The organism is Phycicoccus sp. HDW14 (assembly GCF_011383005.1).
Lineage (GTDB): Bacteria > Actinomycetota > Actinomycetes > Actinomycetales > Dermatophilaceae > Phycicoccus.
This window is the reverse complement of sequence record NZ_CP049935.1, coordinates 536,857-549,375: the sequence shown is the minus strand read 5'-3', so window position 1 is coordinate 549,375 and position 12,519 is coordinate 536,857. Positions and strand designations below refer to the sequence as shown.

At 74.6% G+C, this 12,519-nt stretch carries 8 protein-coding genes and 1 pseudogene; 4 read left to right on the top strand and 5 right to left on the bottom strand.

Going from position 1 to position 12,519, the window contains the following annotated elements:
- Positions 1–58 precede the first annotated feature (58 nt).
- Positions 59–496, top strand: a complete 438-nt coding sequence (gene mce / locus G7075_RS02765; protein ID WP_166118634.1) for a methylmalonyl-CoA epimerase — start codon at positions 59–61, stop codon at positions 494–496.
- Here the strand turns inward: mce and G7075_RS02760 are convergent.
- Both G7075_RS02760 and G7075_RS02755 read right to left on the bottom strand, forming a co-directional pair.
- Positions 426–2,489 (bottom strand): hypothetical protein, encoded by a 2,064-nt coding sequence (locus G7075_RS02760; protein ID WP_166118632.1) that lies wholly within the window; start codon positions 2,487–2,489, stop codon positions 426–428. The genes mce and G7075_RS02760 overlap by 71 nt on opposite strands.
- Positions 2,486–3,847 (bottom strand): hypothetical protein, encoded by a 1,362-nt coding sequence (locus G7075_RS02755; RefSeq protein WP_166118630.1) that lies wholly within the window; start codon positions 3,845–3,847, stop codon positions 2,486–2,488. The genes G7075_RS02760 and G7075_RS02755 overlap by 4 nt, the downstream gene beginning before the upstream one ends.
- A gap of 96 nt (positions 3,848–3,943) precedes the next feature.
- Between G7075_RS02755 and ccrA the strand changes: the two are divergent.
- Positions 3,944–5,283, top strand: a pseudogene (gene ccrA / locus G7075_RS02750) (crotonyl-CoA carboxylase/reductase).
- Positions 5,284–5,350: 67 nt separating this feature from the next.
- Positions 5,351–6,616, top strand: a complete 1,266-nt coding sequence (locus G7075_RS02745) for an AI-2E family transporter (protein WP_240917841.1) — start codon at positions 5,351–5,353, stop codon at positions 6,614–6,616.
- Positions 6,617–6,629: 13 nt separating this feature from the next.
- On the opposite strand, the gene G7075_RS02740 is transcribed toward G7075_RS02745, so the two are convergent.
- Both G7075_RS02740 and G7075_RS02735 read right to left on the bottom strand, forming a co-directional pair.
- Entirely contained in the window at positions 6,630–6,908 is a 279-nt protein-coding gene (locus G7075_RS02740) for a hypothetical protein (protein WP_166118628.1), read from the bottom strand.
- A 15-nt stretch (positions 6,909–6,923) separates the two neighbouring features.
- Positions 6,924–9,389: an FAD-dependent oxidoreductase gene (locus G7075_RS02735; protein WP_166118625.1), complete on the bottom strand. Its 2,466-nt coding sequence runs from the start codon at positions 9,387–9,389 to the stop codon at positions 6,924–6,926.
- A gap of 207 nt (positions 9,390–9,596) precedes the next feature.
- Between G7075_RS02735 and G7075_RS02730 the strand changes: the two genes are divergently transcribed.
- Positions 9,597–10,658 (top strand): hypothetical protein, encoded by a 1,062-nt coding sequence (locus G7075_RS02730; protein WP_166118622.1) that lies wholly within the window; start codon positions 9,597–9,599, stop codon positions 10,656–10,658.
- On the opposite strand, the gene G7075_RS02725 is transcribed toward G7075_RS02730, so the two are convergent.
- Positions 10,649–12,427, bottom strand: a complete 1,779-nt coding sequence (locus tag G7075_RS02725) for a 3-hydroxyacyl-CoA dehydrogenase family protein (protein ID WP_166118620.1) — start codon at positions 12,425–12,427, stop codon at positions 10,649–10,651. The two genes, G7075_RS02730 and G7075_RS02725, sit on opposite strands and share 10 nt — an antisense overlap.
- Between the last annotated feature and the right edge of the window lie 92 nt (positions 12,428–12,519).

Sequence of the window (12,519 nt, the reverse complement as noted above, 5' to 3'; positions counted from 1 at the left end):
CGGTGACGCTCACCACCGTGCCCGGCGGCGCCGTGCGCGACGCTCCTACGCTGGACGCATGACCGCCAGCGACCTCTTCACCGCCATCGACCACGTCGGCGTCGCCGTCCCGGACCTCGACGAGGCGATCGCCTTCTACGAGTCCACCTACGGCATGCGCCTGCTCCACGAGGAGCGCAACGAGGAGCAGGGCGTGCGCGAGGCGATGATGGGCGTCGGCGACTCCGGCTCGTGCATCCAGCTGCTGGCGCCGCTCTCCCCCGAGTCGACGATCGCGAAGTTCCTCGACCGCAGCGGGCAGGGCATCCAGCAGCTCGCCTACCGGGTCGAGGACCTCGACGCCGTCTGCGCGACCCTGCGCGAGCGCGGGATGCGGCTGCTCTACGAGACCCCGAAGCGCGGGACGAGCGACAGCCGGGTCAACTTCATCCACCCCAAGGACGCGCGCGGCATCCTCGTCGAGCTCGTGGAGCCGGCGGCCTCAGCCGCCCACTGACCCGGCGCCGTCCGCGGGCGGCTCCTGCTCCCCCCGGTCCGGCCCGGCCGCGACGAGGAGCGGCACGAGCACGAGCGCCGCGTAGGCCGGGATGACCAGCCCCGAGTCGTTGACGCCGAACCCGGCGAGGGCGAGCACCGCCGTGCCGCGCAGGACGCGCCCGCCGACGGGGTCCGGGCGGCGGCCGAGCCGCCAGGCGAGGACGGCCAGCAGCGCCGTCCCGGCCGCCATGGCCAGCAGGGGCGGCGACCCGAGGTTGGTCAGGTTCTGCGCGAGCTTGCGGCCGATGACGTCGTCGGCCCCGCCGTCGACGACCGTCTGCACGAACTCGCCGAGGTGGGTGCGGGCCGCGGGCGCCCGGAGCCAGTCGAGCACGGCGACCGACCCCGTGACGACGACGACCGCCGCGACCGCGCCGAGGACGCGAACGACGGTCAGCCGCAGACCGGCCGCCGAGGCGAGCACGACGAGGCCCCGAGGAGCAGCCCCGGGGGCCGCCGAAGTCGGCTCCGTAGGACGGGTGGCCCTCGAGGACGGTGGTCGCGAGCAGCACGAGACCCGCGAGAGCCACGGCCCACCGGCGACCCGGGCGACGCCACGCGGCGAGCAGGGCCACGACCGTGAGCACCGCGACCCCGAGGACGGCGTAGCTGGTGTTGCCGACGCCGTAGAACCGGCCGCCGACGGTCGGGTTCTGCCCGAACACCGACGCGAGCTGGAGACCCGACCCGGTGAGGACGTCCCCACCGAGCACGAGCAGGGTGAGCACCGCGACGACCACGAGCGCTCCGTGCCGCCACCGGCGGCCCGCGAGCAGCGCGGCGCCCGTCATCCCCGCGACGACGACCACGAGGACCCCGGTGAAGGCCGCACCCGGCCAGCCGGCGTGCCACCAGGGGACGAGGTTGGCGACGAACGTCGCGCTGGGCACGGCGGCGATCGCGACCCCCGCCGCCGCGAGCGTCCCCGGGACCCGGACGCCCGGCCGGCGCCACCACGCCACACCGACCCCGACGCACCAGAGGGCGAAGGCCGCCGCGAGCCAGCCGGTGACCTGGGGACTGAGGTCCCGCAGCGTCGCGGACCGCGACTCGAAGCCCACCCGGTCCGCGACCCGGTCGGCGACCGGGCGGTCGTCGGGCTCGACGACGACGGGTCGGCCGGTGAGCCCGGCGTCGTCGACCCCGGCCCCGGCGAGGAGGGAGGCCGTGAGGTCCTGGAGCTGCACGAGCCCGGGCTGGCGCGTCGAGGGCGAGGTGAGCACCCCGCGCTCGACGCCCTGGCCGACGAGGACGACGGCCCGCGGCCGGACCGGACCCTCGCCGTCGGCGAGCCCCGCCACGAGCAGCCGCCGCCCTCGCGACCCCGGGTCGGACACGATGCGGGAGAGCTCGCGGTTGAGGGCGCGCAGGGCCTCGGCGCGTCGGGCGCCGACGGGGAGCGGGGCGACGCTGCGCAGCTCGACGGCGCAGTCCTGCGCCTCCGTCACCCGGCCCTGCGGGTCCGCGGCGCCGACGGCCGCGGCGTCCCCGTCGGCGGAGACGCACGCGCCCACGGCGTCGAGCCGCTCGGCGAGCGTGCCGGGGTGGGCCCCGTAGGAGGCCGCGGCGGCCGCTGCGAGGTACCGGTCCCAGCCGGCGACCCGGCCGTCCACGACGGTGCCCGGTTCCCGGCAGGGCCCCGGGGCGTCGGCGGCCCGCCGCCCGGCGGAGAGGGTCAGCCACCCGTCGACCTCGCACGTGCGTGACCTCACGGTGCGCACGGTGAGGGAGCCGACGGCGCCCTCGCCGGCGAGCCGCCACAGCACGGGGACGCTCGTCTCGCCGACGTCGGACCACGAGAGGCCGGGGACCCCGACGACGAGGACCCGCTCCCCGACGTCCGCGGCCGGCTCCTCCGCGCGGGCCGGGGCGGCGGCGAGCGCCGCGAACATCCCGAGGACGAGGAGGGCGCCGGCCCACCGCGCGAGGAGCCGTGCGCTGCAGCGGGTCACGTCGACACCGTCTCGTGCCGGGCGATGACGACGAGCGCCGCCGTCCAGGCGAGCGGTGCCACGGCTGCCGGCCGTCCGTCGTGGAGGACCTTCTCGGGGAACGACCCCGCGTCGGTACGGTGCCGGCCCAGCCAGTCGAGCAGGTGCTCGGACTTGGTGCGGAAGCCGGTGGCGGCCCAGGCGGCGGCGAAGAGGGCGGTCTCGGGGGTCCAGCTGATGCCGTCGTCCTTCCAGCCGGCTCCCGGCGCGAGCCCGCCGGCCGGCCGGGCCATCGCCGTCTGCGCCCGGTCGACGGCCTGGAGCACGTCGAGCGACGCGTCGGCCGCCCCGATGGGCGCGACGAGGAAGGTGACGGCGGCGTCGGGCACGCGGCTGCCGAGCAGCCGGGGGTAGCCGAGCGGTCCGAAGTGCTCGCGCACCTGCTCGGCCAGATGCTCGGCGGCGGCGGCCGTGCGGTCGCGCAGCGCCATCTCGCCGACGTGGAACAGCGCGTCGGTGGCCGAGCGCAGCCCCGCGAGCACGGCGGCCGCCGTCCCGAGGGTCAGGCGGTCCTCGACGAGCTCCCAGTAGTCGGACGACGGCGGGGGCAGCCCGGTGCCGGGGTCGCGGGAGGCGAGGAGGCGGCGGGCGCTGCGCACGAGCATCGGGCGCAGCGGCGCGAGCAGGGCCGCGGCGCGGTCGGGGGCGTGCGCCGCGACCTGGGCCGCCGCCCAGAGGACCCAGCCGGACCCGTCGAGCTGGGGCATCCGCTCGTCCGGCGCGCGGCCGGTCCACCCGTCGTAGCGGGCCTCGAACCACCCGTCGGGCCGCTGGACACGGGCGAGGAAGGAGAGCTGGGCCACGGCCTCGTCCGGGCGACCGAGGCGGGCCAGCGCCGACGCGACGAACGCGACGTCGCGCGGCCAGGCGTAGCGCCACCGCGGGCTCCACCCCGCGACGGCGACGGGCAGGCCGTCGCTCAGCGCCCGCAGGTCGAGCAGCGCGGACCGCAGCAGGCCGTCGTCGCGCACCCTGCCGACCCACGGCGCGCAGCCCTCGAGCCACGCCTGCTCGTCCTCGACGAGCCGGGAGCGGTACGGACCTGCCTGCAGCACACGGGTGCCCGGCACGAGCTCCTCGATGCCCCCGGCCGGCACGAGCCGGCGCACCCCCGGCGCCGCGAAGGCGACGGTCTCGCTGTAGAGGGGCACCTCGACGTGCCGCGCACGGTCGAGGGCGACCAGCCCGACGGCGCCGCCCCCGCCACGACGCCCCCACCGGCCAGCAGCAGGCCGCGGCGGCTCACGGTGGCGGGACTCACCCCGGAACGGTATCCCGGCACCGTCGTCGGCGTCCCGGTCCTCCGTGAGCAGGGTCACCCGTGACTGCCGTCTCAGGCAGTACCGGCGGGTAGGGACGGCCACTAGGTTCTCGGGAAGTTGTCCCCCCCAGCCCCGCCGAAGGAGCACGACCCCATGGACCAGATCCGCGAGGCCATCCTCTCCGGTGACCGCAGCCCCGAGACCTACGCCGGCCTGGCCGTGCCCGGGTCCTACCGGGGCGCCACCGTCCACAAGGACGAGGTCGCGATGTTCGAGGGCCTCCCGACGAAGGAGAAGGACCCGCGCCGGTCCCTCCACATCGACGAGGTGCCCGTCCCCGAGCTCGCGCCCGGCGAGGCGCTCGTCGCCGTCATGGCCAGCGCCATCAACTACAACACCGTGTGGACCTCGATCTTCGAGCCCGTCTCGACGTTCGGGTTCCTCGAGCGCTACGGCCGCACCTCGGAGTTCGCCAAGCGCCACGACCTGCCCTACCACGTCGTCGGCTCCGACCTCGCGGGCGTCGTCCTGCGCACCGGCCCCGGCGTCACGAAGTGGAAGCCCGGCACCGAGGTCGTCGCGCACTGCCTGTCGGTCGAGCTCGAGGACGCCGAGGGCCACGACGACACGATGATGGACCCGCAGCAGCGGATCTGGGGCTTCGAGACCAACTTCGGCGGCCTCGCCGAGCTGGCGATCGTCAAGGCCAACCAGCTGATGCCGAAGCCCACCCACCTGTCGTGGGAGGAGGCCGCCTCCCCCGGCCTCGTCAACTCGACCGCCTACCGCCAGCTCGTCAGCCACCACGGCGCGCAGATGAAGCTCGGCGACCGCGTACTCGTCTGGGGCGCCTCCGGCGGCCTCGGTTCCTACGCCACCCAGATGGCCCTCGCCGGCGGCGCGACCCCCATCTGCGTCGTCTCCTCCCCGAGAAGGCCGCGATCTGCCGGGCCATGGGCGCCGAGCTGATCATCGACCGCTCGGCCGAGGGCTACCGGTTCTGGAACGACGAGGGCACGGCGCAGGACCCCAAGGAGTGGCAGCGCCTCGGCAAGAAGATCCGCGAGCTGACCGGCGGGCACGACGTCGACATCGTCTTCGAGCACCCGGGCCGCGAGACCTTCGGCGCGAGCGTCTACGTCGCGCGCAAGGGCGGCACGATCGTCACCTGCGCCTCGACGTCGGGCTACATGCACGAGTACGACAACCGCTACCTCTGGATGAACCTCAAGCGCATCGTCAGCTCGCACTTCGCGAACTACCGCGAGGCGTGGGAGGCCAACGACCTCGTCGACCGCGGCATCGTCCACCCGACCCTGTCGAAGACCTACCGCCTCGAGGAGGTCGGGCAGGCCGCGCTCGACGTGCACCGCAACGCCCACCAGGGCAAGGTCGGCGTGCTCACCCTCGCCCCCGAGGCCGGGCTCGGCGTCACCGACACCGAGAAGCGGGCGCGCTTCGAGACCGAGATCAACCGGTTCCGCGACGCCTGAGCCACACCGGCCGTACCGCCGTCCTCCGGCCCCCACCCGCCACTAGGGTGAGGGCCGGAGGTGTGTGGTGAGGCTGGCGACGCTGTGGGGACCCGTCGAGCGGTGGGGCGAGTTCCGCCGACGCCAGCGGGCGGCGCTCGAGGAGAGCAACCGCCTCGACACCGACGGCGCCCCCGCCGTCGAGGCCGAGCTCGTCGAGCCCCGCGCCGCGGACGCGGGCGGCCACACCGGGACCGGGACGGACGGCACCGGCCCCACCGGGATGAACGCCGCGTTCGGTGACGCCGGGCAGCCCCTCAACCGGCACTCGCCGTTCTACCTCGGCTTCTTCGGCGCCAGCGGCGCGATGCTCGCGTTCGGCCTGTGGACCAGCCTCGGCCGGCTCGCCACGACGATCACGCTCCTGCTCGTCTCGTTCTTCCTCGCGCTGGCCCTCAACCCCGTCGTCGACCGGCTGGCCGCCCGCCGGATGCCCCGGGGCCTCGCGGTCACCCTCGTCTTCTCGGGCCTCATCCTCGCCTTCGTCGTCCTCGGCTTCCTCGTCGTCCCGCCGGTCGTCGACCAGGGCGGCGCCCTCGTGCAGCAGGCCCCGCAGTACGTCGGCGACCTGCTCAACGCCCGGTGGGTGCGCGAGCTCGACCAGCACTACGAGGTCATCGACCGGGCCCGCACCGAGCTCACCGCCCGGCTCGGGGACCAGACCTTCATCGAGGGGGTGCTCGGCGGGCTGCTCGGCGCCGGCCGTGCGGTGCTCTCGGGCGTCTTCCAGGTCCTCACGGTCCTCGTGCTCACCCTCTACCTGCTCGCCTCCCTCCCCCGCGTCAAGCACGCCGCGTACGCCCTCGTGCCGGCGAGCCGGCGCCCGCGCGTGGCCTCGCTGTCGGAGGAGATCATGCGCCGGGTCGGCTCCTACGCCATCGGGCAGGTGGCCATCGCGACGCTCAACGCCTGCATGTCGTGGCTGGTCATGACCATCGTCGGCGTGCCGTACGCCGCGGTGCTCGCCGTGAGCGTCGGCCTGCTCGGGCTCGTCCCGATGGTCGGTGCGACGCTCGGCGCCTCGCTCGTGTGCGTCGTCGCGTTCTTCGACGAGCCGCGCAAGGCGCTGATCCTGCTCGTGTACTACGTCGTGTACCAGCAGATCGAGAACTACGTCATCGCCCCGCGGGTCATGCAGCGCACGGTCTCGGTGCCCGGCACGGTGACGATCATCGCGGCCCTGGCCGGTGGTGCGCTGCTCGGCATCCTCGGTGCCCTGCTGGCCATCCCCGTCGCGGCCGGGCTGCTGCTCATCTACGAGGAGGTCCTCGTCCCGCGCCAGCAGCACGCCTGACGCCGGGTGGCGCTCAGGGGCGGGCGGCGCCGCGCGCGGCCCAGCAGCGGGTGTGCCAGTGCCGGCGCTCCTCGACCCCGCCGACCCCCGAGGCCGGCCAGGCGACGACGTGCGGCGTGCCCACGGGGATGCCCTGGTGGCAGCCCGGGCAGCGGTACTCGCGGCTGGAGGTCGCACCGGTGAGGCGTCGCACGTGCCAGGGCCGGCCACGCCACTGCTCGGTGGCCACCTCGGTCGAGCCCGCCAGCGGACGCGCCTCGAGGTCGCGGCGGCGACGGTTCGAGCGGGGCACCCCTCCAGTGTCCCGTCAGGCCCGCACGCGCGCGGACGAGGGGTCGTACGGCGGACGGAGGGTGACGGTGGCCGGCACGCGCGTTCCGGCGACGTCGACCTCCCAGCGCCCCTCGCGCAGCCAGTCGGCGGTGACCGGGCCGTCGGTCCCGACCCCGGCCAGCCCCACCGCGCCGCCGACCGTCCAGCCGTAGGAGCCGGAGCGGACGTCGCCCACGGCCACGCCGTCGCGCAGCAGCACCTCGCCGTGGAAGAGCAGCGGTTCGGGGTCGTCGAGGACGACCGAGACGATGCGGTGGTGCGGCGTCCCCCGCTCCTTGGCGGCCGCGGTCGCCGCGTGACCGACGAAGCCGCCGGGCTTGTCGAGGGCCACCGCGAACCCGAGGCCCGCGCCCCACACGTCGTCGGTGTTGTCGAGGTCGTGCCCGAAGTCGCGGTAGCCCTTCTCGAGGCGCAGGCTGCCGAGCGCGGCCAGGCCGGCGGGTCGCAGCCCCAGGGGTGCGCCGGCCCCGACGACGGCGTCCCAGACCCGCTCGGCGTCCACCGCCGGGACGTAGAGCTCCCAGCCCAGCTCGCCGACGTAGGTGATGCGGGCCGCGAGGACGTCGACGCCGGCCAGCCGCACCGGGCGCACGTCGCGGAACGCGAAGGCATCGGCGCTCCAGTCGGCCTCCGGCGCAACGGTTTCCAGCACCTGACGAGACGTCGGTCCCTGGAGGCTGAGCATCGCCAGCTCCTCGGTGCGGTCGGTGACGGTGGCGTCGAGGTCGCCCAGGCCCCGGCGCAGCAGGCCCTCGACCTGTCCGCGCGCGGTGTCGGACGCGACGACGAGCACGTCGTCCTCGGTCAGCCGGGTGACCGTGAGGTCGGCGACGACCCCGCCGTCCTCGGCGAGCCACTGCGTGTAGGTGATCCGTCCGTCGGTGGACACGTCCCCGGCCGAGAGCCGGTCGACGACACGCACGGCGTCGGGGCCGCGGACGGAGAGCTTGGTCATGAACGACATGTCGAACAGACCGGCCGCCTCCCGCACCGCGCGGTGCTCGGCCTCCCAGTGCGTGAACCACGGGGCCCGTCCCCAGGTCGGCTCCGCGGTGGGCTGCTCGCCGGGGCCGGCGTACCAGGCCGGCGACTCCCAGCCGGAGACGTCGCGCAGGTAGGCGCCCGCGCCGACGAGCCGGTCGTGCACGGGCGAACGAAACACCCCGCGCGAGGTGGTCAGCTGGACGCCGGGCGTGTGCGCGGCGTAGACGGTGCCGAGCACCTCGGCCGTCCGGTCGCGCCGGTGCTCGGGCAGCAGCTGCCAGTCGCGGAAGCGGGCGACGTCGATGCCGGTGACGTCGACGTCGGGCGTCCCGGAGACCACCCAGTGCGCGACGACCCGGCCCAGCCCCCCGGCCGACAGGATGCCGACCGAGTTCAGCCCGGCGCAGACGAAGTAGCCGTGGATGCCCGGGGCCTCGCCGACGGCCGGCGACAGGTCGGGCGTGAACGACTCGGGGCCGCAGAAGAAGGTGCGGATGCCGGCGGTCTCGACGACCGGCACGCGGGCCATCGCCTTCTCGAGGAACGGCCCGACCCGGTCGGTGTCCGGCGGGAGGGTGCCGAAGGAGAAGTCGCGCGGGATGCCCTCGACCTTCCACGACGCGGCCACCGGCTCGAAGAGGCCGACCATCATGCCGCCGCCCTCCTCGCGGTAGTACCCGTAGGAGGCGGGGTCCTCGAAGACCGGGGCGTCGGGGCTCATCCCGTCGATCGGCTCGGTGACGAGGTAGTAGTGCTCGGCGGCCTGGTTGGGCACGACGACGCCGTTGGCGGCGGCGAGCTCGCGGGCCCACATCCCGGCGGCGTTGACGACGACCTCGCACTCGATGGTGCCGCGGTCGGTGACCACACCGGTGACCTCCTCGACGGCACCGCGGGGGCGGGTGGTCACCTGCTCGACCCGCACGCCCTCGACCACGCGCACGCCCAGGGCCCGGGCCCCCTTGGCCAGGGCCATCGTCAGGTCGACCGGGTTGACGCGCCCGTCGTCCGGCACGTGGAAGCCGCCGACGAGGTCGTCGGTGCGGGCGAGCGGGAAGAGCGCGGCCATCTCCGCCGGCGACACCTCCTCGACCTCGAGCCCGAGACGGCGCTGGAAGGTCGCCACGCGGCGGTACTCCTCGAGCCGGTCGCGGTCGGCGGCGGCCTCGACGAGCCCGACCGGCTTGAACCCGGTCGACTGCCCGGTCTCGGCCTCGAGCCGGCCGTAGAGGTCGCGCGAGTACAGCCGCAGCCGGGTGCTCGTCTCGCTGAAGGAGCCGAAGCAGGTCATCAGGCCGGCGGCGTGCCACGTGGTGCCCGAGGTCAGCCGGTCGCGCTCGAGGACGACGACGTCGCGCTCGCCGGCGTGGGCCAGGTGGTAGGCGATGGAGGTCCCGATGACCCCGCCCCCGATGACGACGACACGGGCGCGGGACGGCAGCGGTGCAGCACTCACGGGCCGAGCCTAGGGGCTGCCCACCGCCCCTCCGTCCCCACCCTCGCCCCGCATCCGGCGCCCGTTCCCTCACCCCGGGACCTCGCATCTGGCCCCGAAAGGAGGCAACACGCAGACGGATGCGCCCCGATCCCTGCGTGTTGCCTCCTCTCGGGGGCCTGTGGATGACGCCCCGCCCCCGTTGCGTCCGGACGCCATGCTCGGGGCATGCCTCCCCGCCGCCTGCCGCCGCTGCCGGGCGGCGCCCTGTCGCTCGGGTCGGCCCGGGCGCTGGGGATGTCGGACCACGACTGGCGCGACGAGCGCCTCGTCCGGGTCACCGAGGGTGTGCGCTCCCTGTACCGGCCCGCCGACCTGCGCGAGCGAGCCCGGGCCTTCGCGCTGGCGCTCCCCGAGGACTGCGCCTTCTCGCACGTGACGGCGGCCCGCCTCTGGGGCATCCCCCTGCCCGCGGCGCTCGAGCGCGACGAGCTCCTCGACGTCATGCGCACCTCCGGCCGCGGCTACGTCGAGCGAGCCGGGTGTCGCAGCCACCGGGGTCTGGAGCGTCGCGACGTCCACGAGCTCGACGGCCTCCGGGTCACCTCGCTCGCGGACACGTGGGTGGACCTCGGCGACGTGAGGGCGTCTCGCCCGGGCCGCGACGACCTCGTCGTCGCCGGCGACGCCGTCGCGACCCTCTGGGCGCCACCCGGCGTCCGTCGCACCGCGCTCGACGTCGACGCGGCCGTCGTCCCGCTGCGTCGCGCGCTCGAGGCACGGGGATCCCCGCGTGGACGGCGCGTCCTCGACGACGCCCTGGCCCTCGTCCGCCCCGGTGTGCGCTCCCCCATGGAGTCGCGCAGCCGTCTGCTCTTCGTCGACGCGGGGTTCCCCGAGCCGGAACCGTGCGCACCCCTGTTCACACCGGGGGCGGATGGATCGGTGAGGGCGACCTCGTGTGGCGCGAGCAACGGGTGGTCGGGGAGTACCAGGGTGATGTGCACGGCACCCGGGCGGCCCGCAGCGCCGACGCGCACCGCAACGGCCTGCTCGGCGACGAGGACTGGACGGTGCGCGAGATCTTCGCCGAGGACCACCACGACCCCCTGCGACGCCGGGCCCTGCTCCTGCGGTTCGCCCGCGAGCTGGGGCTCGATGTCTCGACGCTCCGGCTCCCGTGACCCGGCGCGGGGACCCCGCCCCTCGAGAGGAGGCAGCACGCAGAGGATGCGCGCCGTGCGCCTGCGTGGTGCCTCCTCTCGGCGGCAAGAACGAGCTCAGGCGTAGGTGCGGAACCCGCGGCCGGACTTGCGGCCGAGGTAGCCGGCCGTCACGAGGTGCTCGAGCAGCGGCGCCGGCGCGAAGCCGCGCTCGCGGAACTCGACGTACAGCTCGCGCTCGATGGCCAGCGACACGTCGAGCCCGACGACGTCGAGCAGCTCGAACGGCCCCATGGGCAGCCCACAGCCGGTCTTCATCGCGGTGTCGATGTCGTCGGCCGTCGCGTAGTTGGCCTCGAGCATCTTCACGGCGTCGTTGAGGTACGGGAAGAGCAGCGCGTTGACGATGAAGCCGCTGCGATCGGCGCACGTGACGGCGACCTTGCCGACCTTCGCGCACAGGTCCTGCACCGTGGCCAGCACCTCGGGCGCGGTCGTCACCGTGTGCACGACCTCGACGAGCTTCATCACCTGCGCCGGGTTGAAGAAGTGCATCCCGATGACGTCCTGCGGGCGCGAGGTGACCTTGGCGCAGTCGATGATCGGCAGCGACGAGGTGGTCGTCGCGAGCACGGCACCGGGCTTGCAGATCCGGTCGAGGTCGCGGAACAGGTCCTGCTTGACGGCCAGGTCCTCGGCGACGGCCTCGACGACGAGGTCGACGTCGGCGAGCGCCTCGCGCCCGGTGGCGCCCGCGACCCGTCCGAGCAGCGCGTCGGCGTCGGCCTGCTCCATCCGGCCCTTCTCGACGGCGCGAGCGCAGCTGCGGCCGAGGGCGGTCACGACGCCCGCGACCTTCTCCTCGGAGCGGGCGACGAAGGTCACCGGGTACCCGGCCTTGGCGAAGACCTCGATGATGCCGGTCGCCATCGTCCCGCTGCCGACGACGCCGACGGACGCGACGTCGCGCAGGGCGACCCCGTCGGGCACTCCCCCGGCCGGCGTCTGCGCGTCGGCGACGACCTCGGGCGACCCGGGGCCGGCGTAGGTGTAGAAGCCCCGACCGGACTTGCGCCCGAGCAGGCCGGCGCTGACCATCTGCTTGATGATCGGGCTCGGCGCGTGCAGGCGGTCGCGGCCCTGCTTGTACATCGTGTCGAGGATCTCGTACGCGGTGTCGAGGCCGATGAGGTCGAGCAGCTGGAGCGGGCCCATCGGGTAGCCGCAGCCGAAGCGCATCGCGGCGTCGAGGTCCTCGCGGGTGGCGTAGCGGCCCTCGTACATCGCGACGGCGTGGTTGAGGTAGCCGAAGAGCAGGCGGTTGGCGATGAAGCCGGCCTTGTCGCCGACGACGACCGGCTTCTTGCCGAGCCGCTCGGCGAGCGCCCTGACGTCCTCGAAGACGTCGTCGGCGGTGATGACGGTGCGGATGACCTCGACGAACTGCTGCACCGGCGCCGGGTTGAAGAAGTGCATCCCGACGACGCGCTTGGGGTTGGAGGTGGCGACGGCGATCTCGGTGACCGGCAGCGAGGAGGTGTTCGTGGCGAGCACGGCCTCGGGCGAGACGATCTGGTCGAGCCGGCCGAAGATCTCCTTCTTGAGGTCGAGGTGCTCGGGCACGGCCTCGACGACGAGCTGGCAGCCCGCGAGGTCGTCGAGCGAGGTCGTGAAGGTGACCCGGGCGTGGAGGGCGTCGTGCTGCTCCTGGGTGATCTTCTCGCGGCGCAGGGCGCGGCCCGTGCTGCCGGCGAGGATCTCCCGGCCGTGGGCCACGCCGGCCTCGTCGACCTCGACCGCGAAGACGTCGATGCCGTTGCGGGCGAACACCTCCACGATGCCGGCGCCCATCGTGCCGAGTCCGATCACACCCACACTGGTGAAGTCACGCGTCATGGCGACGATCCTTCCAGAGCCCCCGGGGAGCCACGACCGCCCCGGCGCGTGACGCTGCTTACCCCCGAGGCTGCCGGGGACGGGCGGCCCGC

Coding starts and splice junctions, on each gene's coding strand:
- mce (WP_166118634.1), top strand. CDS start 59: ATGACCGCCAGCGACCTCTTCACCGCCATCGACCACGTCGGCGTCGCC.
- G7075_RS02730 (WP_166118622.1), top strand. CDS start 9,597: ATGCCTCCCCGCCGCCTGCCGCCGCTGCCGGGCGGCGCCCTGTCGCTC.
- G7075_RS02725 (WP_166118620.1), bottom strand. CDS start 12,427: ATGACGCGTGACTTCACCAGTGTGGGTGTGATCGGACTCGGCACGATG.